We start from the raw sequence: 21,742 nt of genomic DNA, 5'->3' as shown, positions 1-21,742 counted from the left end.
CGCCGAGCTATGGCTTGGCGGGCGCATCGCCTTTTTCTCTTATGGCAGGCACGTTCTTGGGAGGCGAACTGCCGACCGTCGCCCCCGAGGCACCGCTTGCCTGGATCACGCCGCAAGCGATGCGGTCGCCGGCATTGCCAGCCGGGTCGCTCTTGTAGTCGTCAGCCTTGGCGTGGATGACGAGCGCCGAACCGTCCGCGTCAAGCAACGAGTTTGGCTTGTTCTTGTCCAGTGTGACTGCCGTATTGAGCACCTCGACGCTCAGCTCGCCGCTTTGGGGCACATGCAGGTTCGGCATGTCGCCGGCATGGCCCTCGCCGGACATCATGCCATGCTTGTGATTGGCGGGATTGAAATGCGGGCCGGCAGAGTTGAAGGGCGCCTCGCACTTGCCGACCGCGTGGATATGGAAGGCATGCTCGCCGGCCGGAATGCCTTTGAGCTGAAGCTTGATCAGCACTCCGTCCTGGGTCTGCACCAGATCGACGTCACCCACCGCCTTGCCGCTTCCATCTTTGAGCTGCGCGTTGGCGAGGTTTTCGGCCGAAGCAGGCAGCACCGCAACGGTCGAAAGGAGCGCGGCCGCGACAAGCAAACTGAACCTACGCATGAAAAATATCTCCCTCAGGCTGCCCCCGGAGGAAACTCTAGCGCATGGTCGAAGTTCCACGCCGGTAAACACCCATCAAACTAATGTGTTCCGGCGTGGCGTGTTTTGGCCTGGCGCGCTTCTGCGGGGCGCGCCTCGGCACGCATGTGCTCGACGAGTTGCTGCGCATAAGGCGGCAGCGCTTTGAAATCGCGCACGCAAATCGTCAGCTCGCGCAGCGCCCAAGGATCGGCCAGGTCCACGGCCTTGATCGCCATGGATTTGATGGCGCTGCTTGCCGTCGTGGCCGGCACGATACCGACGCCGACATGGCGCTCCACCAGGCGGCACACGCCCTCGAAGCTGCGCAGTTGCACGCGCAGCCGCAACGGCCTGCCGACCTGGGTGGCCTTGCTCGACAGAAAGCGTTGCAGCGCACTGGCGCGATCAAGCCCGACAAAGTCCAGATCGAGCACCTCGGCGAACTCCACCTTGTCACGCTTAGCCAGCGGATGATCGCGCGCCACCACCAACACGAAACGATCGCTGCGAAATGGATAAGTGGTGAGCCGGCCCGGATCGACCGTGCCGGCAATGATACCGATGTCGCCGACACCCTCTGCGATGAGCCCCACGATCTCGTCGCTCAACCGCTCCTCGAGATCGACGTTGACGTTCGGATGCGCGGTGAGGAACGTGCTCAGCGCCTCGGGCAGAAATTCGGTGAGCGCGTTGGTGTTGGAGAGCACCCGCACCTGGCCGGCCAGTCCACCCGCATAGGTCGCCAGATCCTCGCGCAGCCGCTCGGCCTGTCCCAACATGGTCCGGGCGTGCTGGACCAGCGTTCGACCGGCGGGCGTCGGCGTCACGCCCTGGCGAGCACGTACCAGCAACGGCGCACCCAGCGCCTCCTCCATGTTGCGAATCCGGGTGGATGCAGCGGCCAGCGCGAGATGCGCGCGGTCGGCGCCGCGCGTGATGCTGCCTGCCTCCACCACATGGCGAAACAGGCTGAGATCGGTCAAGTCGAAGCGCATGGCGGCCCTTGAACTATCCTTCGCATTTCACGAAGCCTGGCTTTTAAAAACGCGCATTTTGGAGGCATTCTCAATACCATATCTTTCGTCTGAAACGAAATAGGCACTGGGCCACCGTTGCGCGTCCGGAGCCTCAGAATCGCGCCGAAACGCGTGCTCGCGGCGTTGCAGCACCCGCCACCTTCGGCTACGAACAATTCTAAAGCGGACAGAGTTACCGCCGGAGTGAGAATGATGGCTGAGGCCAAAGCAACGCACTTGAAGAACCGCCCGCTCTCTCCGCACCTGCAAATCTACAAGCCGATGCTGACGATGATGATGTCCATCGTCCATCGCATCACGGGTGGCGCGCTCTACGTGGGCACCTTGTTGCTGGTGTGGTGGCTGGTCGCGGCAGCCACCGGACCGAATGCCTATGCGTCGGTGCAATGGTTCATGGAAACGCTGATCGGGCGGCTGATCCTGTTCGGCTACACCTGGGCGCTGATCCACCACTTGCTGGGCGGCATCAAGCACTTCGTCTGGGACCTGGGCTACGGCTTCGGCCCCGCCGAGCGCGAATGGATGACGGCCGCCACTTTGGTGGGATCGATCGTCTGCACGATCATGCTCTGGATTGTGGGCTACCTCGTGATGGGAGGCATCCGGTGAGCGACCACGCGCAGAAATCCATCCGCACGCCGCTCGGCCGCGTCCGCGCTCTCGGGTCGGCGCATCACGGGACCGGCCATTTCTGGCGCCAGCGGCTGACCGCGGTCGCGAACGTTCCGCTGACCATCGCGGCGATCGTGATCATCATGTCGATCCTCGGCCGCAATCACGCCGCCGTGGTGCAGATCCTCGGCTCGACGCTGGTCGCCATTACGCTGCTGCTGTTCATTGTCAGCTGCGTCTATCATATGTGGCTCGGCATGCAGGTGATCATCGAGGATTACGTCCACGACGAGATCGCCAAGCTCGTCTCGCTGATGGCCAACACATTCTTCTCGTTCGCCGTGGGTCTCGCCGCGGTGTTCGCGATCCTGAAGCTCTCATTCGGACTTTAAGCCATGGCTGGAAACGGCACGAACGGCGCTGCGCCGAAAACCAATGGTCGGGCCTACCCGATCGAGGATCACAGCTACGACGTCGTTGTCGTCGGCGCCGGCGGCTCCGGCCTGCGCGCCGTGGTGGGCTGCTCGGAAGCAGGCCTCAAGACCGCCTGCATCACCAAGGTGTTTCCGACCCGCTCGCACACCGTTGCGGCGCAGGGCGGCATCGCGGCTTCGCTCGGCAACATGGGCGAGGACGACTGGCGCTGGCATATGTACGACACCGTCAAGGGCGCCGACTGGCTCGGCGACCAGGACGCCATCGAATACATGGTCCGCGAGGCGCCGGCCGCGGTCTATGAGCTCGAGCACTGGGGCATGCCGTTCTCGCGTCGCGAGGAAGACGGCAAGATCTATCAGCGGCCGTTCGGCGGCATGACCACGCATTTCGGCAAGGGCACGGCGCAGCGCACCTGCGCGGCGCAAGACCGCACCGGTCACGCCATGCTGCACACCATGTACGGCCAGGCACTCAGGCACGCGGCGGAGTTCTACGTCGAGTACTTCGCCATCGACCTGATCATGGATGACGAAGGCCGCTGCCGCGGCGTGATTGCACTGAACCTCGACGACGGCTCGATCCACCGCTTCCGCGCCCAGCAAACCATCCTGGCCACTGGCGGTTACGGCCGCGCCTACATGTCGTGCACCGGCGCGCACACCCAGACCGGCGACGGCAACGCGATGGCGCTGCGCGCCGGCGTGCCGCTCCAGGACATGGAGTTTGTCCAGTTCCACCCGACCGGCATCTACGGCTCGGGCTGCCTGATCACCGAGGGCGCGCGTGGCGAAGGTGCCTACCTCGTCAACTCCGAGGGCGAGCGCTTCATGGAACGCTACGCGCCGTCGGCGAAGGACCTGGCCTCGCGCGACGTCGTCTCCCGCTCGATGACCATCGAAATCCGGGAAGGCCGCGGCGTCGGCAAGCAGAAGGACCACATTTTCCTGCACCTCGACCATCTCGCGCCGGAGGTGCTGCACGAGCGTCTGCCCGGCATCACCGAGAGCGCTCGCATCTTTGCCGGCGTCGATCTCACCCGCGAGCCGATCCCGGTGATCCCGACCGTGCACTACAACATGGGCGGCATCGCCACGAACTGGAAGGGCGAAGCGCTGACCAAGAAGAACGGCGTCGATGACGTGGTGGTGCCGGGCCTGATGGCGATCGGCGAAGCGGGCTGCGTGTCCGTCCACGGCGCCAACCGCCTCGGCTCCAACTCGCTGATCGACTTGGTGGTGTTCGGCCGCGCCGCGGCGCTGCATCTCGCCGACACGCTGACCGCCAACGACAAGCAGCCGGAGCTGCCGAAGGACTCCGCCGAGCGGGCGCTTTCCCGCCTCGACCGCATCCGCAACGCCAACGGCAGCACGCCGACCGCGGAGCTCCGCGGCCGCATGCAGAAGGTGATGCAGAACAACTGCGCGGTGTTCCGCACCGGCGAGGTTCTGCAGGAGGGCAGCAAGCTCATCCACGAGGCCTATGACGCCGCCGGCGACATCCGCGTTACCGATCGCTCGCTGGTCTGGAACTCCGACCTCGTCGAATCGCTGGAGTTCGACAACCTGATCGTTCAGGCCGTCGTGACGATGGACTCGGCGGTGAACCGCACCGAAAGCCGCGGCGCGCACGCGCGCGAGGATTTCCCGGACCGCGACGACAAGAACTGGATGAAGCACACGCTGTCGTGGATGGACGAGAAGGGCAACGTGAAGATCGACTACCGCCCCGTCCACACCTACACGCTCACCAACGACGTCAGCTACATCGAGCCCAAAGCACGCGTGTACTAAGGCTCGCGTGTACTGACACTCCTCGACGATCCGATTGCGAGACACTTGAAATGGTTCAGCTCAACCTGCCGCAGAACTCCAAGATCACCGAGGGCAAGACTTGGCAGCGCCCGAGCGGCGCGCGCCACGTCACCGCGTTCCGCGTCTACCGCTGGAATCCGGAGGACGGTGCCAATCCGCGGATGGACACCTACTTCGTTGACCGCGACGACTGCGCGCCGATGATTCTCGACGCGCTGATCTGGATCAAGAACAAGATCGATCCGACGCTGACCTTCCGCCGCTCCTGCCGCGAAGGCGTGTGCGGCTCCTGCGCGATGAACATCGACGGCACCAACACGCTCGCCTGCACCAAGGGCATGGACGAGGTGAAGGGCACCATCAAGGTCTATCCGCTGCCGCACATGGAGGTGGTGAAGGACCTCGTTCCCGACCTCACCAACTTCTACGCCCAGTATGCCTCGATCGAGCCGTGGCTGCAGACCAAGTCGCCGCCGCCCGAGAAGGAATGGAAGCAGAGCCACGAGGACCGGCAGAAGCTCGACAATCACTACGAGTGCATCCTGTGCGCCTGCTGCTCGACCTCGTGCCCGAGCTACTGGTGGAATCAGGACCGCTATCTCGGCCCGGCCGCGCTGCTGCAGGCCAACCGCTGGATCAGCGACAGCCGCGACGAGGCAACCGGCGAGCGCCTCGACAACCTCGAGGATCCGTTCCGGCTTTACCGCTGCCACACCATCATGAACTGCTCCAAGGCCTGCCCGAAGGGCCTCAATCCGGCGAAGTCAATCGCCGAGATCAAGAAGAAGATGGTCGAGCGGCAGGTTTAGCCGTCGACGCCGCGTTAGCTAGACGTATTCCAGACGGCACATCGCGGGCGGCGCTTTAACGCCGCCCGGACAGTCCTACATTGGTCGATGCGAAGTTTTTCGCTGCCCTGCGGTCGCGAATTGCGCACAAATCCGCATGCCGACCTCCGAGAGGATTGCCAATGTCCAAGCACGCCATCACCCGCGTCCGTCACGAACCGCGCCGCCGCCTGCTGACCGTGCAGCAGGTTGAACGCATCACGCCCGGAATGGCCCGCATCACGCTCGGCGGCGATCTCGAGGGATTCAACAGCGCGTCCTACGACGACCACGTGAAGGTGTTCTTTCCGCTGCCGGGAGACACGAAGCCGACATTGCCCGAAGCCGGTGCAAATGGAGAAGCCAACGGCGCTGCCCGCTCGCCCGGGCGCGACTACACGCCGCGGCGCTTCGACTCGGGGCGTCAGGAGCTCATCATCGATTTCGCGCTGCACGAGGCGGGACCGGCCACGAGCTGGGCCTCGCAGGCCGCGCCAGGCCAGCAGCTTGCCATCGGTGGGCCGCGCGGCTCGTTTGTCGTGCCTGACGACTTCGACTGGTATCTTTTCGTGGGCGACGAAACCGCATTGCCCGCGATCGGCCGACGGCTCGAAGAGTTGCGCCGGGGCACTCGCGCGATCGTTGTCGCCGCGGTGACCGATGCCGCAGAGCAGCAGACTTTCGAAAGCCGCGCTACGGTCGAAACCGTCTGGGTGCATCGACCGCTATCGCGCGCCGAGGACCCGGCCCCGCTGCTCGACGCGGTGCGGGCGCTCAAGCTGCCGCAAACTGGCGACGGCTATTGCTGGGCAGCCGGCGAGTCGCAGACCGCGAAGCTGATCCGGCAGCACTTCGTCGCCGAGCGCGGATTCGACAAGGCGTGGGTCAAGGCTGCGGGCTACTGGAAGCGTGGCGCGGTCAGCATTCACGAGACGCACAACGACTGACGTCCGGCCGGCGCGAGCCTTGGGCACCTCGCCAGTGGCAGCCTTTTTGACGCATTCCGGTCGCGCTCCCGTGCGTTATTGCATCGGAGCAACGGCGAGGAGAGCGGCATGATCGACCATATCGGTTTTGCGGTGTCCGACTACGAGCGCGCCAAGACGTTCTATGCGAAGGCTCTGGCTCCGCTCGGTTACGCGCTGATCATGGAAGTCCCGGCGGAGGGCAATCCGAGTGGCGCGCCCGCGGCGGGCTTCGGCGAAGGCGGCAAGCCGGATTTCTGGATCGGGGCTGAAGGCGGCATCGACAAGCCGCTGCATGTCGCGTTTCAGACCAAGGACCGCGCCAGCGTCGATGCGTTCCACAAGGCGGCGCTCACCGCTGGCGGCAAGGACAACGGGGCGCCGGGCTGCGGCCGCACTATCACCCGAACTATTATGCGGCGTTCGTGTTCGATCCCGACGGCCACAACATCGAGGCCGTCTGCCACGCCCCGGGCTGAGGTGGATCAGCCACGCCAGCCGGGCGGCGGCCCGTGGCGCTCGATGGCGTCGACGATCTCACGATGCTTGCGGTCTTCGCGCGACATATAAATCGCGATCACGGCGTGAGCCGACGGCACCAGCCACAGCATCGGAATGATGAAGCCGAGCAGCAGGCACGGCACGATCAAGACGGCGTTGATGATCGCCGAGAATATCTGCCCGTTGAGCAGCAAGCCCAACGGCGGAATGAAGACGGCGAGGACGTAGATCATCTGTCCGATCCCCTGAGATCGCGCGGGTGCGCGATCGGCGCTGAGCATATAGGAACCTTCCAGCCCTTCGCCAGATGCTGGAACCTAGCCCAAACGGCGTCGTTGGCTCTTCAACCAAGGAGAGCCCTGATGCCTGACCAAGCTTCCGCCAAGGCCGACGACGTTACCCGTGTCTGGGACATTCTGGAGAAGAATAGCATCGGCATGCTGACCACGCGGTTTTCGGACGGATTGCGGTCACGCCCGCTCGACGCGCGGCCCGACCGTGATGCCGGCGCGATCTTCTTTCTCACCGACGTGCGCGGCTACAAGGATGACGAGATCGCGGCTCATCCTGACGTCTGTTGGATCGTCACGGTACCGGGCGACAACGCCTATCTTTCCATCACGGGCCGCGCCTCGGTGGCGAAAGACCCGCAACGCGCGCGCAAGATCTGGAAAAGCATCGACAGCGTCTGGTGGAAAGAAGGCCCGGACGATCCGAACGGCCGGGTGTTGACGATCGAACCTGTGCTGGCGGAACTCTGGGACGGACCGTCGAGCAAACTTGTCGCGGCATTCGAATTCGCCAAAGCCAAGATCACCGGCGAAAAGCCGTTCGTGGGCGAAAACCGGAAGAAGACTGTGGCGATGAGCTAAGGCGCCGGTGGAGGCGGCGCGGGCGGTTCCTGCTCGCGCTTCTGCTTCCAGAGCCACCAGGCGCCGACGCCCAACGCCGTCAGGCCCCAGGACGCGGCTGCAAAAATCAGCAGCGCCGAGAACGCGATCGGCGCGAAGACGTATTGCACCACGTCGGTGCGCTCACCGACCAGAAATATCGCCGACAGGAAGCCCGCCAGGATGGAGGTGCCGGCCGCAAGATAAGCGATGATCAGCAGCCCGCCGGCGACGAGCGCCGAGCCGGTGGCAACCGCGATCTTGCCGAGCACGTTGGGCATGCTTGCCTTCCTGACGCGCAGGCCGAACGCGCGTCTATCGATTGAACTTCTTCCGCCGCATTCCCAACGTTCGAAGCCGCAAGGCGTTCAACCGGATGAAGCCCTCGGCATCCTTCTGATCGTAGGCGCCCTTGTCGTCTTCGAAGGTGACCAGCGTCGACGAGTAGAGCGACTTCTGGCTCTCGCGGCCCGCCATCATCACATTGCCCTTGTAGAGCTTGAGCCGCACCTCACCTTCGACATGCTCCTGGCTCTTGTCGATCAGCGCCTGGATCATCTCGCGCTCCGGCGTGAACCAGAAACCGTTATAGATGAGCTCCGCGTAACGCGGCATCAGCTCGTCCTTGAGATGCGCCGCGCCGCGGTCGAGCGTGATCGACTCGATCGCCCGATGGGCGGCGAGCAGGATGGTGCCGCCCGGCGTCTCGTAGACGCCGCGCGACTTCATGCCGACGAAACGGTTTTCCACGAGATCGAGCCGGCCGATGCCGTTGTCGTGACCGAGCTCATTGAGCTTCGTCAACACCGCATCGGGCGAAAGCTTCTTGCCGTCGATGCTGACAGCATCGCCTTTCTCGAAACCGATGCGAATTTCGGTGACCGTGTCGGGCGCTTCCATCGGCGAGATGGTGCGTTGATAGACGATCGAGGGTGCTTCCTTCGCCGGATCCTCCAGCACCTTGCCTTCGGACGACGAGTGCAGAAGGTTGGCATCGACCGAGAACGGCGACTCGCCCTCCTTGTCCTTTGCGACCGGGATCTGGTTCTCGCGCGCGAAGGCGAGCAGCTCCTCGCGGCCCTTGAAGCTCCACTCGCGCCACGGCGCGATGATCTTGATCGACGGATCGAGCGAATAATACGACAGCTCGAAGCGGACCTGATCGTTGCCCTTGCCGGTCGCGCCATGCGCCACCGCATCGCCGCCGACCTTGTGCGCGATCTCGATCTGCTTCTTGGCGATCAGCGGCCGCGCGATCGAGGTGCCGAGCAGATAAAGCCCTTCGTACTGGGCGTTGGCGCGGAACATCGGGAAGACGTAATCGCGGACGAACTCCTCGCGCAGGTCCTCGATGAAGATGTTCTGCTCCTTGATACCGAGCAGCAGCGCCTTCTCGCGCGCCGGCGCAAGCTCGCCGCCCTGGCCCAGATCGGCCGTGAAGGTCACGACCTCGCAGCCATAGGTGGTCTGCAACCACTTCAAAATGATCGAAGTGTCGAGCCCGCCCGAATAGGCCAGCACAACCTTCTTGACGCCCTTACCCAACCCGCCGTCCGGCATGATCTAACCCGCTCGCTCCTTCACGCTCCGCGCCCAACTACACCGTAGAGTTGGGGCTGAAAAGAGAATACAATCCGTCTTGTTTCCGCCGCCGCGCTTGAACCTTGTTGCATTGCGGCCGGTTATCCTCTGCGCATTGCTATCAGGACAGCCGTGCCAAGAGTCAACAGAATCACCCTTGGGTTGGGCATGGCGGCGCTGCTTTTGGCGCTGCCGGTCGCGGCTGCGTGGGCCGGTGACGCTGAGGACTGCCGTTCCAACGATCCCGTCAAGACGATCGCCGGCTGCGGGGCCCTGATCGACCGCGGGGGCTTGAGCGATGCGCAATTGGGTGAAGCTCATATCCGCCGGGGCGTCGCGCTGCGGCAGCGCAACCAGATCGATAATGCGCTCGCCGACCTCAACAAGTCGCTGGAGCTCACTCCCAACAATTCAATGGCCTATACGTGGCGCGGCAACATCCACGCGGCACGACGCGACTTCGACGATGCGCTGAAGGATTACAATCGGGCGCTGGAGCTGAACCAGGTCAACACCACGGCGCTGGCTTTTCGCGGCACCCTGCTGGCCCAGACCGGCAAGCTCGACCAGGCGGTGTCCGATTACGACCGCGCCATCGCGCTGAGCCCGAACTACGCCGAGCCCTATTTCCGCCGCGGCGAAGTCCACCGCATGCGCGGCGAGATCGACTTGGCGCTGAACGACATCAGCCGCGCCGTCGCGATCGATCCAAACCGGATCAACTACCTCGCCGCGCGCGGTGATGTTTACAACGCCAAGGGCGAGTTCGACCGCGCCATTGCGGACTACGACCGCGCGCTGGCGATGGCGCCGAACGACAAGTTTCTCCAGGAGCGCCGGCGCATCGCTGCAGCGACGCGCGAACAGCTCGGCGGCTCGCAGCCGCAGCCCGCCGCGCCGACGGCTGCGCCTGCTGTTCCGGTCACGCCGCCTGCGGTGGGCGCCCAACGCACCCCGGTCGCGCAGGCAATCGCGCTCCTCAACCAGCGAAAGTTCGATGAGGCGCTGGCGCTGCTCGATACCGAAGTGGCCCGTTCGCCGCAATCCAAGGATGCTGTTCTGATGCGCGGCATGGTGCGCATCGCGAAGAATCAAAGGAGCGAAGCCGCCGCCGACTTCGACCGGGCCGTACGGATCGCTCCGAACGACAGCAAGGTCTATGCGTTCCGGGCTGACAATCTGGTCCGGATGAACAAGCTCGACCAGGCGCTGGCCGACTACGACCGCGCCATCCAACTCGATGGCAAGGCTGTCCTTGTGTATGTCGCCCGCGGCGCGCTCTATTTGATCAAGAAGGACTACGACAAGGCGCGCAGCAGTTATGACCGGGCCATCGAGCTCGATCCCAAGCAAGCCGCGGCGTTCGTTGGCAAAGGCATGGTGTTCGCGGCACAAGGCGAGCACGATCAGGCGCTGGCTGAATTCGATCGCGCACTCGCCATCAACCCGAGATTCAGCGACGCGCTGGCGCACCGCGGTTTGAGCCTCATGGTAAAAGGCCGCGTTGCCGAAGCCACCGCCGACTTCGACCGGGCCTTGGAAGCCAACCCCAATAACGCCATGGCGACGCTGGGTCGCGGCCTTTCGATGCTGGCAAGCGGTCAGCCCGACCGTGCGATCGTGGCTCTCGACCGAGTCATATCAGCGGGCCAGGCCACCGCCCCGATCCTCACTGCCCGCGGCAATGCGCACTTCCTGAAATCGAATATCGATCTCGCGATGGCGGATTTCGAACGCGCGCTGACTTTAAGCCCGAGCTACGCGCCGGCGCTCGCCGGCCGCGGGCGCGCATGGCACAAGAAAGGCGACGACGACAAGGCGATGGCGGATTTCGACAAAGCCATCACGCTCGACGAGCGCAACGTCCAAAGCCGGCTGGCGCGCGCGGAAATCCAGCTGGCGCGGCACAATCAGAATGCGGCGCTCGACGACCTCAACCGGATCGCCGATGCAAAGCCACGCGACATGTTCGAGGTGCTGGCCCAGACCGCCGCCAAGGCCAAGATCAAGGAACTCGAGCGCGACAGCTGCCGCAGTGGGCAACGCGACGCGCGCTGCCTCTGATCGGCCGTTGCAAGTTCCGCTGAGCTGAGGACCGGCTTGGTCGCAGGCTTGGTTAGTCGCAGACCTGGTTAGTCGCAAACCTGGACGCGCGGGCGCACCCAGACTCCGCGATAGCCATCCCAGGCCGGCTCGCCGCGGGTCCAGTAGCAGCGCGGCGGCGGCGGGGCGGCATAGACCGGCTCTTCGGCCACATAGGCCGGCGGCGGCGCGTAATAGCGCGGCTGGGACGCGGCCGCACCGACCATGGCGCCGACAGCGAGGCCGCCGAGCACACCAGCGGCGATTGCACCGCCACGATCGCCGGCGTGGGCCGGCTGGGACACCGTTCCGGCAACCGCGATGGCGGCCGCCGCAGCAACAATCAAAGCCTTGCGCATGATCGATTGACCCCGGGTTGGGCGGCCGACTCGGCCGCACAAAGTTGGGACAACGGAAGCATGTCGATGCTTACCAATTCATGAACGGAGACGGCGCGCTCCGTTCAGATTGCAACGGCAGCGCGGCCAAAAGACCCATCTGCCGCCGCGATGCGGCGATGCGCCTCCGGTTCGACTGCGGCAGAATGGCTGCCGCTCCGACGCCAATGTGGTTAAGCTTTGGTTATGGGCGCACGCTCCGTTGAACCGGGTGGAGTCGCATGCAGGCGTACATTGAGGGCCGCAACGTCAATCTTACCTTTCGGCCTCCGAACCGCGGTCCGGTCCGCGCGCTCTCCAACTTCGATATCGACATTGGTGAAGGCGAGTTTCTGTCCATTGTCGGCCCCTCCGGCTGCGGCAAGAGCACGTTCCTCAACGTCCTGCTCGGCCTGATCAAGCCGGACTCCGGCGACATCCGGATGGGAGGCAAGCCGATCGCCGGGCCGGGTGGCGACCGCGCCATGGTGTTTCAGGAGTTTGGGCTGCTGCCCTGGCGTACCGTCCAGGCCAATGTCGAGCTCGGTCTCGAGTTGAAGGGCATAGCCGCCAGCGCCCGGCGGGACGTCTCGCAGCCCTTGATCGAGATGATCGGGCTCGCAGGCTTCGAGGGCCATTTCCCACATGAGCTGTCCGGCGGCATGAAGCAGCGCGTTGGCCTCGCCCGGGCGCTCGCCACCGATCCGAACGTGCTGCTGATGGATGAGCCTTTCGCGGCGCTCGATGCGCAGACCCGCGACCTGATGCAGGTCGAACTCCTTCGCGTCTGGCAGACCGCAAAGAAGACCGTGCTGTTCGTCACCCACCAGATCGACGAGGCGATCTATCTCTCCGACAGGGTGATGGTGATGACCAAGCGGCCGGGCCGCGCCAAGAAAATCTTTCCGATCGCGCTGCCGAGGCCTCGCGACTACGAGATGCGCGTCACGCCGGAATTCAACGAGCTGAAGCTCGAGATCTGGAATGCGCTGAAGGACGAGATCACGGTGTGAGCATGGCGCAAGACACCGCAGCCGAGGATGCGCCGCGCCAAAGCTTTGCCGCGCGCCACCGCAATCTGCTGCTGGGCCTCACATCGGTCGTGCTGTTTTTCGCCGCCTGGCAGGCGATCTTCCTGTTCGTGCCGTTCAACAAGCTGTTCATCAGCAAGCCGGACCTGATCGCAGCGGGCCTGCTCGATCTCATCCGCAGCGGCGCACTCTTTCGCGATCTCATGGCAAGCGCTGTGCCGTTCTTCTATGGCCTCACCGCCGCCACGGTGGTCGGCGTGGCCCTGGGCGTGGTGATGGGCTGGCGCACACGCGTCGGCTGGGCGCTCGATCCGCTGATGACGGTGTTCTACGCGAGCCCCCTGGTCGCGCTGTCGCCACTGATCGTGATCTTCTTCGGCGTGGGACTTGCGGCCAAGACGCTGATCATCTTCTTCCTTTCGGTGTTTCCGTTCGTGTTCAACGCCTATGCGGGCGTGCGCGCGGTCGATCCGCTCCTGATCAACGTCGTGCGCTCGCTCGGCGGCCGGGAGATCGATCTTTATCTGAAGGTCATCGTGCCAAGCGTTCTGCCTTACGTGGTGGCCGGCGCCAGGATCGCGGTCGGACGCGCTTTGATCGGCGTGCTGGTCGGCGAGTTCTTCGCCGCCTCCGAGGGCATCGGCTATGCCATCGCGCGCTTCGGCGATCTCTTTGCACTCGACAAGATGTTCGCCTGCATCATCGTCATCATGGTCATCGCGGTGGCACTGACCGAAGGCATCCGCTGGGCCGAGCGCGCCGCGTTTCCGTGGCGTGCCGGACAATAGGTGGAAGCCATGGCCGACACGCTTCGCACCGACGCCCCGGCCGAGAGTTTCACAGCTCCGACAAAGAGCCTTTGGCGGCAGATCGAGCCTGCGGCGCTCGGCACCGGCAGCATCGTGCTGCTGTTGATCGTCTGGGAAGCACTGCCGCACCTCGTGGCGCTGTCGGCCGGCACCAAGATGTTCTTTACGACGCCCAGCCGTGTCGGCGTGACGCTCTGGAACATGATGGTCACCGGCACGCTCTGGGCACCGCTCGGCGTCAGCGCCGCGGGCTTTGGTATCGGATTGCTGCTCGCGATCGTGGTCGGCCTGCCGCTCGGCGTGCTGCTCGGCCGCTCGCGCACGCTGAACGCGATGTTCGACCCGTTCATCACCGCATTCAACGCCACGCCGCGGCTGGTTTTCCTGCCCCTGCTTATGCTGTGGTTCGGACTCGGCGTCTGGTCGAAGGTGGTGATCGTGTTCATCGGCGCGCTGTTTCCGATTCTGATCAACACCTACGAAGGTGTGCGCAACGCCGACAAACTCCTCATCAATGTGGTGCGTTCGTTCGGCGCAAGCGAATGGGACGTGGCCCGGCTGGTCGTGGTGCCCAACGCGTTGCCCTACATCATCGCGGGCCTGCGGCTGGCGATCGGCCGCGCCGTTCTCGGCGTGGTGGTGGCGGAGTTCTTCGGCGCCGAGCAGGGCCTCGGCGTCGTGATGGTGCAGGCGGCGAGCCGATATCAGGTCGATATCGTATTTGCCGGCCTGGTCGTATTTGCCGTGCTGTCGCTCCTGATGACCGGACTGGTGCGGCTTCTCGAAAACCGCCTCAGCCGCTGGCGGCCCCAGCGGCTGGGTGAATGAGCCACCGGCGTCATTCCGGGGTGCTCGCGTAGCGAGCGAACCCGGAATCCAGAAGCAAACACCGCTGTCTTAACTGGATTCCGGGTTCGCGCCTTTCGGCGCGCCCCGGAATGACCACGTTGCGATGACGGTGAAATCAATTCGTCCCGAGCTTGGTCGGCACGTAGTTGACCGCCTTCAACGCGGTCTCAAGCTGCGCCCGCAACAAGAACTGCTCCGGATCGGGCAGCGGCTTGTCCTTGGGCCACTGGTTTTCGGCGATCATATCGAGCCGGCGCGACTCGAAGATTTCCCGGAACAGATCCTTCGGCAATTCCGCGCCAAACACGTTGTGCAGTTCGTCCCAGATCGCGGATACCACCTTGTCGTCGGTGAGACCAAGATGCTCCTTGATGGCCTTTACCGAGATCTCCTTGTTGGTGCGCAGAAGCATCACGGCCTTGGCGATGGAGCGGGTGAACTTCGCCACCGTCTCGGGATTCTTGTCGACATAGGCCTTCGGCGCCCAGAAGGTGCCGCCGACGCGTGGCATCTTGTCCGAGGTGCGCCCGATCACCTTCATGCCCATGCTCACCGCCTGAGCCGCAAATGCGGCGGAGACCATCGTCGCATCGATGTCCTTGTTGAGCAGCGCCGGAATACGCTCGGGCTCCCCCTGGAAGGCGATCACCTTGTAGTCCCTGCCAACCTGCAGATTGAAGAACCGCGACAGATACGTCGCGCCCTCGTCGTAGTCGGCCGAGCCAAGCCGGCCATAGCCTATGGTCTTGCCCTTCAGGTCCTCGACCTTGGTGATGTCACCGCGCGTGACGAACACCCATTGCGACGACATCGACTGGCCGACGATGTAACGGATCTCGGCGCCGTTGAGCGCCGCCTGCGCGCCACCCGAGGGGATCGGCACAAAATCGAGGCTGCCGGACAATCCCGCTGTCACCTGCGCCTTGCCGTTCAACGAAACGAAGCGGGCTTCGAGGCCTTCTTCCTTGAAGATGCCGGCCACGTCGGCGACATAACTCGAAATGTGCAGGCCGTTGCCGCCGACCACCTTGCCGATCGTGATCTTGGTTTGCGCCGATGCAGCGCCGGCGAACGACAGCGTCGCGACAGCGAGCGCCACGGATATCTGAACGATCGACCGAAGCCATTGCATGGACGTCCACTCCCGTTGAGAAATCGCGCAGTCCATTGCTCGGGGCAGGCTTTGAAAGGCCCGTCTTGTCTTGGTGTGCCAAAGCCTTGATATGCCAAGTTTTGGCGCGTTGAGCCTAGGACAGATCGGGAAAGGGGCCTAGGGGCGTTGGGGCTGTCCCGTCTTGCGGCGCCGTGCCGCAGCTAGGGTGCCGGCGGTGGCGCGCCCGGCAACGATTGTGCCTGCGGCAATGGCTGACGCGGCGGCGCGAACACCGGCTTCCAAAAGCCGGCACTCCAGCCCGCGATCAGCCAATACACAAACCCTGCCGCGAAGCCTGCGCCAACGACAATCACGGGCGCGTTGTAGAGATCGTAGGCGCCGGAGTCGCTCAGGGTGTTGAGACCGATCAGCGCCGCGACCGCTCCGCTGCAAACGTGGAACACCCAGGAGCGGAATGCAAAAGCCTCCGCCAGCGCCGCCGCCAGGATGAACGGCCACAACATCTTGGCCGCCGAAATGGCCGCAATGAGCACGATGAAAGATCCCGCGACGAACAGCGCGACGTCCTCATCGCCTCCGCGATTGGCAGCAACAATGGCCATGAACCGGCTCCAGTGCGCCGCGATCACGAACAGCACCGCAGCCATGGTCGCCAGGCAAAATCCGAACGGCACAATCAGGAAACGGAGCAGCAGGCGTCCAAGAGCCATGGCTGCTCAATCCGTCATCGCCATCGCGCGCAGCGCCATGCGCTCGCGCGCGGTGAGCTTTTCGGTCTCGCTCTTGAGCTGACCGCAGGCCGCCAGAATATCGCGGCCGCGCGGCGTGCGCACCGGCGACGCATAGCCGGCGTTGAACACGATTTCGGAGAACTTCTCGATCTGCTCCCAGTCCGAGCACTCGTACTGGCTGCCCGGCCACGGATTGAACGGGATGAGATTGATCTTCGCCGGAATACCCGAGAGGAGCCGCACCAGCGCCTTGGCATCGGCGAGCGAGTCGTTGACGCCCTTCAGCATCACGTATTCGAAGGTGATGCGGCGTGCGTTCGACAGACCCGGATAGTTGCGGCAGGCCGCCAGCAGCTCCTCGATCGGATATTTGCGATTGAGCGGCACGAGCTTGTCGCGCAAATCGTTGCGCACCGCATGCAGCGAGATCGCGAGCATCACGCCGATCTCGGCACCGGCACGCTCGATCATCGGCACCACGCCCGAGGTCGACAGCGTGATCCGCCGCCGCGAAATCGCCAGGCCATCGCCGTCCTGCACCACGCCGAGGGCGTCGCGCACCGCCTCGAAATTGTACAGCGGCTCGCCCATGCCCATCATCACGATGTTGGAGACGCAGCGCTCGCCTTCGGTCGGCAGCCCGGGTCCTTGCGCGCGCGCCATGCCGATAAAATCACCGAGGCGGTCGCGCGCCACCATCACCTGGCCGACGATCTCCTCGGGCGTGAGGTTGCGCACGAGGCGCTGTGTGCCGGTGTGACAGAATGAGCAGTTCAGCGTGCAGCCGACCTGGCTCGATACGCACAGCGTGCCGCGATCGCTTTCCGGGATGTAGACGCACTCGACCTCGTGCGCCCGCTCGCCCGCGACCTCGCCCGGCAGGCGCAGGAGCCACTTCCGGGTGCCGTCGACCGAGATCTGCTCGGCCACGACCTCCGGCCGCGCCAGCGTGTAATGCGTGTCGAGCACCGCGCGCAGGTCCTTGGACACGCTGGACATCTGATCGAAGTCCTGGGCGCCGCGCACGTAGATCCAGTGCCAGAGCTGCTGCACCCGCATCTTCTGCTGGCCCGGCGCGACGCCGACAGCGCCGAGCGCCTCAGCCAGCGCAGTTCGCGACATGCCGACAAGCGAAGGCTTCGCCGGCGGCACGTAGCGCTCCAGCGGCATCTTCTCCAGCGGAATATCGGTCTCAAGAATTGCGGTCATGCGTCATCGCGGCGCGAGTTTCGCGCGTGTCTAACATAAATGGGGCAAAGCCGCAGAATCGCCAGCGGCGGCTAACGGCACTCCTGCGACACGCGGTCGAGCGCCTGGGAAATCCCCTTGAGCGAGAAGGTATCGGTGGTCTGGGTGCCCTTGGAGGTCTGGGCCTTGATCACCGCGTCGGGCGCTTTGCGCATGGCATCGACCAGCCGCGCCTCTTCGGCGGCGTTCTTGACCCAGGCACCGTCGTTCTGGGTGTACATCGGGAAGCCGCCATTGGCGATCGTCATGGTGGCCTCGGAATTGGGCTTGAACGCGTAACCGCTGACCAGCAGCGAGATTTCGTTGCTGACCTTCTCGTCCGGCCGGGTCGACACGAACATGTAGACCGCATTGGCCGCCGTGCGGCGGTTCGGCGGGTTGTCCTGCTGCGCGGTGGGTTTCGACAGCGCAAAGCAGACCTTGCGGCCACCGGGGCTCGCCGTATAGGCGCCCCAGTCGCCGTACTGGCCGAGCAGCGTCGCCTGGGCGGTCGGGTTGGCCGGGGGCTTGGGCTGCGCATGCGCCGCAGCCGGCGCCATCGCGGCTGCGGCCACGACCATCAGAACGAGGGAACTCGGTTTATTCACTCTCATTGGGCCTCTCGCATGACCGGAAGTTAGAATGTGGCGGATCGGTGTAACTATAACCGAATAATGGGCAAAATCGGGAGTGGAAAGGCCATGGCGTCGCAGCCCGCCGCGATCGTCCGATCCGCCGATGGCCCAATTCGGCGGGAACCCGCATAGAACCTGGAATAGCTGACCATGAAAGCCCTGCTCTGCACCCGCCCGGGCAAGCCCGAGGACCTGACGGTGGCCGACCTTCCGGACCCGGAGGCCGGGCCGGGAGAAGCCGTGGTTCGGATCGAGTCCGCCGCGCTGAATTTCTTCGACCTGCTGATCATCGCCGGCAAGTATCAGTACAAGCCGGCCTATCCATTCTCGCCCGGCGCGGAATTCGCGGGCATCGTCGAAAGCCTCGGCCCGGGCGTGACCGGCTTTACCGTGGGCGACCGCGTCATCGGCTATGCGGGCTGGGGCGCGGCGCGGCAGAAGATCGCGATTGCCGCCAAGCGGCTGGTCAGGATGCCCGCGGGTCTGGACCCTGATCGAGCCTCGGGGATCATCGTCACCTATGGCACGTCCTACTACGCACTGAAAAACCGTGGCGAGCTCAAGCGCGGCGAGACGCTCGCGGTGCTCGGCGCCTCGGGCGGCACCGGCCTCGCCGCCGTCGAGCTCGGCCACCTGATGGGTGCGCATGTCGTCGCCTGCGCGTCGTCGGACGACAAGATCGCCTTCGCGAAGGAGCACGGCGCCGCGGCGGGCGTGAACTATGCGACGGGTGATCTGCGCGAAGGGCTTCGCGCGCTCGGCGGCGAGCACGGCATCGACGTGGTCTACGACCCGATCGGCGACCGCTATGCAGAGCCTGCGCTGCGCTCGCTGGCCTGGCTTGGGCGCTATCTCGTGGTCGGCTTCGCGGCAGGCGAAATCCCGCGGCTGCCTCTCAACCTGATGCTCTTGAAAGGCTGCGACGTGCGCGGCGTGTTCTGGGGTTCGTGGACCGAGCGCGATCCGGAGGGCCATCGCTCCAACACCGCCGAGTTGTTAGATTGGTGTGCCGAGGGCAAGCTCAGCGCCCATGTCCACGCGGCCTACCCGCTCAGCGAGGCAGCTCAGGCGCTCGGCGACATCGCCGGGCGCAAGGTGATGGGCAAGGTGGTGCTGAAGCCCTGAGGGCTTAAACGCTAGGCTTTTCCGTTTTCAGACGCTCCAGCGTCTGGCGCGCCGCGTCGCGATGTTCGGGCTTGATGCTCCCCCACACGAGCCGCACCGCGCCTGCAAGCACGGCGGCATCGTCGGTCAGGCCGATCAGCGGCAGGAAATCGGGAAGGATGTCGAGCGGTGAGATGAAATAGGCAAGCGCGGCGATCAGTGCGAAGCGGACATGGCTCGGCGTTCCGCGGTCGAAGGCGCAGTAGTAAGCGGTCAACAAATCCTCGGCGAACGGGATATGTGCGGCGAGCCGGGTGAACTTGCCCCAGAAGTCGCGGATCACCGTCGCCTCATCGCGCTTGAAGCGTTCTTCGTCTTTCACCGACGCAGCACCCGCGAAACGCATTGCCCTATCCCACCAGACGATAAACCGTCGCGCGAAAGATGGTTATTCTCCAGGGCGACGGCAAGTGCCGTTTACAGCCCGGCCAACCGGTCCATCTCCGTGGCGAGCTTGACGTCAAGCTCCGTGACGCCGCCGGCGTCATGGGTCGCGAGCGTCACTTCCACGGTCTTGTAGACGTTGAACCACTCCGGATGGTGATCCATCTTCTCGGCGACCAGCGCAGCCCGGGTCATGAACCCGAAGGCCTGGTTGAAATCCTTGAACACGAATTTCTTGCCGATAGCGTCGCGGCCGGCGACCTCGGTCCAGCCTGCAAGCTTGCGCAGCGCATCGGTCCTGGCCTGTCCCGTGAGTTTCTGTGCCATGGCTTGATCCCTTGGTTTTGGCTTGATCCCTTGTTTTGCCCGTTTCGGGCATAATAGCGCCAATCCCGGCGGTTCTGTTCGAACCTTGACGCCCATGGCGCGACCCAACATCTGACGTCAACTGCAGAATCCAGGGCTGGTTCGTTGGAACCGGAAGGGCCCGGAACGTGATAGATTCGCAACATGCAGGTCCGACTGCGCCGCCTGTTCAGAGCCGCCAATCCGCCGACCGCAGTGCCCGCCTCCGGGGACGCGCGCGACGGATGGGGCCGCCACTTCCGGCTGATGATGCAGCACACCGGGCTCATCATTATGGCCTTCGTGTTGCTGTGCGGCGGCGTTGCAGCATTCGCCTATCACCATTCCATGCAGCCGACGGAGCTGAAGATCGCAGTCGGGCCGCCGAACAGCGATGACGCTCGCATCATCCAGGCATTCGCCGCGCAATTCGCGCGCGACCGCCTCAACACCCGCCTGAATGTCACCGTCGTGCCAGGCGGACCGCTGGAGGCCGCGAACGCACTCGATAAAGGCCAAGCCGATCTCGCCGTGGTGCGCCGCGACGTCGCCATGCCGAAGAACGGCCAGGCGATCGCGATCCTGCGGAAGAATGTCGTGGCGTTCATCGTGCCGAGCGCGCCGGACCCCGCGAAGGGCGCCAAGGGCAAATCCGCTGGCAAGTCCGCTGCAAAGATAAAACCGGTCGAGAAGATCGAGCAGTTCGTCGGCCGGCGCATCGGCATCGTCGGCCGCTCGCCGCGCAATCTCGATCTGCTCAAGGCGATTCTGCACCAATACAACATCAACCCTGACAAGGTCGTGATGCTCGGCAGTGACGATCTCGGAAAGCCAAACGCGCCCGATCGAGTCAGCGTCATTCAATTTGATCCGAGCAACGTCGCGCAATCGATCCGCGATAGCGCCGTCGACGTGATCATGTCGGTCGGCCCGGTCGGCAGCAAGATCACCGCCGATGCGATTTCGGCCGCCACACGAGGCAAGGAGCCTCCGACATTCCTGGCGATCAGCGCTGCCGAAGCCATCGCTGAGCGCAATCCGGTCTACGAATCGAGCGAGATCAAAGCCGGCGCCTTCGGCGGCTCGCCGCCGCGGCCTGAGGAAAGCGTCGACACCATCGAGGTGCAGTATTTCATCGTGGCGCGAAAGCTGTTGAGCGAACAGGTTGCCGCCGACCTCACCAAGAATCTGCTTGCTTCGCGCCAGGCAATCGCCGCAGAAATTCCCGCGGCCGCCAAGATCGAGAAGCCCGACACCGACAAGGACGCTTCGGTGCCGGTGCATCCGGGCGCCGCGGCCTATCTCGACGGCGAGTTGAAAAGCTTCTTCGATCGCTACAACGACTGGATCTATCTCGGGCTGATGGTGGTGTCGTTCCTGGGTTCAGGCTTCGCAGGACTTCTCAGCTACAACAAAGCCGACGACCGGGTGCGGCGGCTACGCAGCCTCGAACGGCTCCTCGAAATCGCCAAGGCCGCTCGGACCGCCGAAACGAACCAGACGCTGGACGAACTCCAGGACGAGATCGACGCGATCCAGGACGAAATGATCCGGGCCGTCGAAGCCAGCACGCTCGATGACACAGCCATCGCGGCCTATTCGCTCTCGATCGACCGGGCACAAACGGCGATCTCCGAACGCCGGAGCGCACTAAGCGGACAGGCGCCGCGGCCCCTCGCCGCCGTGGCCGCGCTCTAGCCG

Annotated in this window: 24 protein-coding genes and 1 pseudogene; 13 read left to right on the top strand and 12 right to left on the bottom strand. The window is 64.3% G+C overall.

Features of this window, described 5'->3' with window-relative positions; genetic code table 11:
- Nucleotides 1-7 precede the first annotated feature (7 nt).
- Together RHPLAN_RS02305 and RHPLAN_RS02300 are read right to left on the bottom strand one after the other, a co-directional pair.
- Nucleotides 8-610 carry a superoxide dismutase family protein gene (locus RHPLAN_RS02305; RefSeq protein WP_084244179.1) on the bottom strand — a complete coding sequence of 201 codons (603 nt, stop codon included), beginning with the start codon at nt 608-610 and terminating at the stop codon, nt 8-10.
- 80 nt (nt 611-690) lie between these two features.
- A complete protein-coding gene (locus RHPLAN_RS02300; protein ID WP_068013467.1) occupies nt 691-1,626 on the bottom strand; it encodes a LysR family transcriptional regulator in 936 nt (311 codons plus the stop codon).
- A gap of 234 nt (nt 1,627-1,860) precedes the next feature.
- Between RHPLAN_RS02300 and sdhC the strand changes: the two genes are divergently transcribed.
- The 6 genes and pseudogenes from sdhC to RHPLAN_RS38085 all read left to right on the top strand — a co-directional run bounded on the left by sdhC (nt 1,861) and on the right by RHPLAN_RS38085 (nt 6,800).
- On the top strand, nt 1,861-2,277 hold the full coding sequence (sdhC, locus tag RHPLAN_RS02295) for a succinate dehydrogenase, cytochrome b556 subunit (RefSeq protein WP_068030435.1): 417 nt from the start codon (nt 1,861-1,863) through the stop codon (nt 2,275-2,277).
- Entirely contained in the window at nt 2,274-2,672 is a 399-nt protein-coding gene (gene sdhD, locus RHPLAN_RS02290) for a succinate dehydrogenase, hydrophobic membrane anchor protein (protein ID WP_237180028.1), read from the top strand. The genes sdhC and sdhD overlap by 4 nt, the downstream gene beginning before the upstream one ends.
- A gap of 3 nt (nt 2,673-2,675) precedes the next feature.
- Entirely contained in the window at nt 2,676-4,508 is a 1,833-nt protein-coding gene (sdhA, locus tag RHPLAN_RS02285; RefSeq protein WP_068013465.1) for a succinate dehydrogenase flavoprotein subunit, read from the top strand.
- A 50-nt stretch (nt 4,509-4,558) separates the two neighbouring features.
- Complete coding sequence (locus RHPLAN_RS02280) at nt 4,559-5,338, top strand: succinate dehydrogenase iron-sulfur subunit (RefSeq protein ID WP_068013464.1); 780 nt, start codon at nt 4,559-4,561, stop codon at nt 5,336-5,338.
- Nucleotides 5,339-5,499: 161 nt separating this feature from the next.
- A complete protein-coding gene (locus RHPLAN_RS02275) occupies nt 5,500-6,303 on the top strand; it encodes a siderophore-interacting protein (protein WP_068013462.1) in 804 nt (267 codons plus the stop codon).
- Nucleotides 6,304-6,411: 108 nt separating this feature from the next.
- Nucleotides 6,412-6,800 (top strand): annotated as a pseudogene (locus tag RHPLAN_RS38085) (VOC family protein).
- Nucleotides 6,801-6,806: 6 nt separating this feature from the next.
- On the opposite strand, the gene RHPLAN_RS02265 reads toward RHPLAN_RS38085, so the two are convergent.
- Complete coding sequence (locus tag RHPLAN_RS02265) at nt 6,807-7,055, bottom strand: hypothetical protein (RefSeq protein ID WP_068013458.1); 249 nt, start codon at nt 7,053-7,055, stop codon at nt 6,807-6,809.
- A gap of 129 nt (nt 7,056-7,184) precedes the next feature.
- On the opposite strand from RHPLAN_RS02265, the gene RHPLAN_RS02260 reads away from it, so the two are divergent.
- On the top strand, nt 7,185-7,694 hold the full coding sequence (locus RHPLAN_RS02260; protein WP_068013457.1) for a pyridoxamine 5'-phosphate oxidase family protein: 510 nt from the start codon (nt 7,185-7,187) through the stop codon (nt 7,692-7,694).
- Here RHPLAN_RS02260 and RHPLAN_RS02255 read toward each other — a convergent pair.
- The gene (locus RHPLAN_RS02255) at nt 7,691-7,993 is read right to left on the bottom strand and encodes a hypothetical protein (RefSeq protein WP_068013456.1); all 303 of its coding nucleotides are present in this window, start codon (nt 7,991-7,993) and stop codon (nt 7,691-7,693) included. The genes RHPLAN_RS02260 and RHPLAN_RS02255 overlap by 4 nt on opposite strands.
- Nucleotides 7,994-8,027: 34 nt before the next feature.
- Nucleotides 8,028-9,272 carry an argininosuccinate synthase gene (locus RHPLAN_RS02250; RefSeq protein ID WP_068013454.1) on the bottom strand — a complete coding sequence of 415 codons (1,245 nt, stop codon included), beginning with the start codon at nt 9,270-9,272 and terminating at the stop codon, nt 8,028-8,030.
- Nucleotides 9,273-9,461: 189 nt separating this feature from the next.
- On the opposite strand from RHPLAN_RS02250, the gene RHPLAN_RS02245 reads away from it, so the two are divergent.
- On the top strand, nt 9,462-11,357 hold the full coding sequence (locus RHPLAN_RS02245; protein ID WP_068013452.1) for a tetratricopeptide repeat protein: 1,896 nt from the start codon (nt 9,462-9,464) through the stop codon (nt 11,355-11,357).
- A gap of 68 nt (nt 11,358-11,425) precedes the next feature.
- Here the strand turns inward: RHPLAN_RS02245 and RHPLAN_RS02240 are convergent, their stop codons facing one another.
- Nucleotides 11,426-11,734: a hypothetical protein gene (locus tag RHPLAN_RS02240; protein WP_068013450.1), complete on the bottom strand. Its 309-nt coding sequence runs from the start codon at nt 11,732-11,734 to the stop codon at nt 11,426-11,428.
- A gap of 260 nt (nt 11,735-11,994) precedes the next feature.
- Here RHPLAN_RS02240 and RHPLAN_RS02235 point away from each other — a divergent pair, with 260 nt between their 5' ends.
- Genes RHPLAN_RS02235 through RHPLAN_RS02225 form a run of 3 tightly spaced genes read left to right on the top strand, consistent with a single transcriptional unit; the run spans nt 11,995 to nt 14,420 of the window.
- A complete protein-coding gene (locus tag RHPLAN_RS02235; protein ID WP_068013449.1) occupies nt 11,995-12,765 on the top strand; it encodes an ABC transporter ATP-binding protein in 771 nt (256 codons plus the stop codon).
- A 2-nt stretch (nt 12,766-12,767) separates the two neighbouring features.
- Nucleotides 12,768-13,571: an ABC transporter permease gene (locus tag RHPLAN_RS02230; RefSeq protein ID WP_068013447.1), complete on the top strand. Its 804-nt coding sequence runs from the start codon at nt 12,768-12,770 to the stop codon at nt 13,569-13,571.
- 9 nt (nt 13,572-13,580) lie between these two features.
- Entirely contained in the window at nt 13,581-14,420 is an 840-nt protein-coding gene (locus RHPLAN_RS02225; protein ID WP_157100007.1) for an ABC transporter permease, read from the top strand.
- A gap of 136 nt (nt 14,421-14,556) precedes the next feature.
- Here the strand turns inward: RHPLAN_RS02225 and RHPLAN_RS02220 are convergent, their stop codons facing one another.
- The 4 genes from RHPLAN_RS02220 to RHPLAN_RS02205 form a co-directional block, all read right to left on the bottom strand.
- Entirely contained in the window at nt 14,557-15,573 is a 1,017-nt protein-coding gene (locus RHPLAN_RS02220; protein WP_068013443.1) for an ABC transporter substrate-binding protein, read from the bottom strand.
- 182 nt (nt 15,574-15,755) lie between these two features.
- Nucleotides 15,756-16,265, bottom strand: coding sequence for a hypothetical protein (locus tag RHPLAN_RS02215; RefSeq protein WP_068013441.1), 510 nt, complete (start codon nt 16,263-16,265; stop codon nt 15,756-15,758).
- Nucleotides 16,266-16,271: 6 nt separating this feature from the next.
- Nucleotides 16,272-17,495 carry a dual-specificity RNA methyltransferase RlmN gene (gene rlmN / locus RHPLAN_RS02210; RefSeq protein ID WP_068013439.1) on the bottom strand — a complete coding sequence of 408 codons (1,224 nt, stop codon included), beginning with the start codon at nt 17,493-17,495 and terminating at the stop codon, nt 16,272-16,274.
- Nucleotides 17,496-17,566: 71 nt separating this feature from the next.
- Nucleotides 17,567-18,127 carry an invasion associated locus B family protein gene (locus tag RHPLAN_RS02205; protein ID WP_068013437.1) on the bottom strand — a complete coding sequence of 187 codons (561 nt, stop codon included), beginning with the start codon at nt 18,125-18,127 and terminating at the stop codon, nt 17,567-17,569.
- Nucleotides 18,128-18,298: 171 nt separating this feature from the next.
- Here RHPLAN_RS02205 and RHPLAN_RS02200 point away from each other — a divergent pair, with 171 nt between their 5' ends.
- On the top strand, nt 18,299-19,273 hold the full coding sequence (locus tag RHPLAN_RS02200) for an NADPH:quinone oxidoreductase family protein (protein ID WP_068013436.1): 975 nt from the start codon (nt 18,299-18,301) through the stop codon (nt 19,271-19,273).
- 4 nt (nt 19,274-19,277) lie between these two features.
- Here the strand turns inward: RHPLAN_RS02200 and RHPLAN_RS02195 are convergent, their stop codons facing one another.
- Both RHPLAN_RS02195 and RHPLAN_RS02190 read right to left on the bottom strand, forming a co-directional pair.
- Nucleotides 19,278-19,595 carry a YkvA family protein gene (locus tag RHPLAN_RS02195; RefSeq protein ID WP_335341051.1) on the bottom strand — a complete coding sequence of 106 codons (318 nt, stop codon included), beginning with the start codon at nt 19,593-19,595 and terminating at the stop codon, nt 19,278-19,280.
- A gap of 134 nt (nt 19,596-19,729) precedes the next feature.
- A complete protein-coding gene (locus RHPLAN_RS02190; RefSeq protein WP_068013431.1) occupies nt 19,730-20,023 on the bottom strand; it encodes a 4a-hydroxytetrahydrobiopterin dehydratase in 294 nt (97 codons plus the stop codon).
- 183 nt (nt 20,024-20,206) lie between these two features.
- On the opposite strand from RHPLAN_RS02190, the gene RHPLAN_RS02185 reads away from it, so the two are divergent.
- Nucleotides 20,207-21,739, top strand: a complete 1,533-nt coding sequence (locus tag RHPLAN_RS02185) for a TAXI family TRAP transporter solute-binding subunit (RefSeq protein WP_068013429.1) — start codon at nt 20,207-20,209, stop codon at nt 21,737-21,739.
- Nucleotides 21,740-21,742: the final 3 nt, after the last annotated feature.

This window comes from Rhodoplanes sp. Z2-YC6860, assembly GCF_001579845.1.
Classification (GTDB): Bacteria; Pseudomonadota; Alphaproteobacteria; order Rhizobiales; family Xanthobacteraceae; genus Z2-YC6860.
This window is presented reverse-complemented; position numbering and strand designations above follow the sequence as displayed.

Coding starts and splice junctions, on each gene's coding strand:
- RHPLAN_RS02305 (WP_084244179.1), bottom strand. CDS start 610: ATGCGTAGGTTCAGTTTGCTTGTCGCGGCCGCGCTCCTTTCGACCGTT.
- RHPLAN_RS02300 (WP_068013467.1), bottom strand. CDS start 1,626: ATGCGCTTCGACTTGACCGATCTCAGCCTGTTTCGCCATGTGGTGGAG.
- sdhC (WP_068030435.1), top strand. CDS start 1,861: ATGGCTGAGGCCAAAGCAACGCACTTGAAGAACCGCCCGCTCTCTCCG.
- sdhA (WP_068013465.1), top strand. CDS start 2,676: ATGGCTGGAAACGGCACGAACGGCGCTGCGCCGAAAACCAATGGTCGG.
- RHPLAN_RS02280 (WP_068013464.1), top strand. CDS start 4,559: ATGGTTCAGCTCAACCTGCCGCAGAACTCCAAGATCACCGAGGGCAAG.
- RHPLAN_RS02275 (WP_068013462.1), top strand. CDS start 5,500: ATGTCCAAGCACGCCATCACCCGCGTCCGTCACGAACCGCGCCGCCGC.
- RHPLAN_RS02265 (WP_068013458.1), bottom strand. CDS start 7,055: ATGATCTACGTCCTCGCCGTCTTCATTCCGCCGTTGGGCTTGCTGCTC.
- RHPLAN_RS02260 (WP_068013457.1), top strand. CDS start 7,185: ATGCCTGACCAAGCTTCCGCCAAGGCCGACGACGTTACCCGTGTCTGG.
- RHPLAN_RS02255 (WP_068013456.1), bottom strand. CDS start 7,993: ATGCCCAACGTGCTCGGCAAGATCGCGGTTGCCACCGGCTCGGCGCTC.
- RHPLAN_RS02250 (WP_068013454.1), bottom strand. CDS start 9,272: ATGCCGGACGGCGGGTTGGGTAAGGGCGTCAAGAAGGTTGTGCTGGCC.
- RHPLAN_RS02245 (WP_068013452.1), top strand. CDS start 9,462: ATGGCGGCGCTGCTTTTGGCGCTGCCGGTCGCGGCTGCGTGGGCCGGT.
- RHPLAN_RS02240 (WP_068013450.1), bottom strand. CDS start 11,734: ATGCGCAAGGCTTTGATTGTTGCTGCGGCGGCCGCCATCGCGGTTGCC.
- RHPLAN_RS02235 (WP_068013449.1), top strand. CDS start 11,995: ATGCAGGCGTACATTGAGGGCCGCAACGTCAATCTTACCTTTCGGCCT.
- RHPLAN_RS02230 (WP_068013447.1), top strand. CDS start 12,768: ATGGCGCAAGACACCGCAGCCGAGGATGCGCCGCGCCAAAGCTTTGCC.
- RHPLAN_RS02225 (WP_157100007.1), top strand. CDS start 13,581: ATGGCCGACACGCTTCGCACCGACGCCCCGGCCGAGAGTTTCACAGCT.
- RHPLAN_RS02220 (WP_068013443.1), bottom strand. CDS start 15,573: ATGCAATGGCTTCGGTCGATCGTTCAGATATCCGTGGCGCTCGCTGTC.
- RHPLAN_RS02215 (WP_068013441.1), bottom strand. CDS start 16,265: ATGGCTCTTGGACGCCTGCTGCTCCGTTTCCTGATTGTGCCGTTCGGA.
- rlmN (WP_068013439.1), bottom strand. CDS start 17,495: ATGACCGCAATTCTTGAGACCGATATTCCGCTGGAGAAGATGCCGCTG.
- RHPLAN_RS02205 (WP_068013437.1), bottom strand. CDS start 18,127: ATGAGAGTGAATAAACCGAGTTCCCTCGTTCTGATGGTCGTGGCCGCA.
- RHPLAN_RS02200 (WP_068013436.1), top strand. CDS start 18,299: ATGAAAGCCCTGCTCTGCACCCGCCCGGGCAAGCCCGAGGACCTGACG.
- RHPLAN_RS02190 (WP_068013431.1), bottom strand. CDS start 20,023: ATGGCACAGAAACTCACGGGACAGGCCAGGACCGATGCGCTGCGCAAG.
- RHPLAN_RS02185 (WP_068013429.1), top strand. CDS start 20,207: ATGCAGGTCCGACTGCGCCGCCTGTTCAGAGCCGCCAATCCGCCGACC.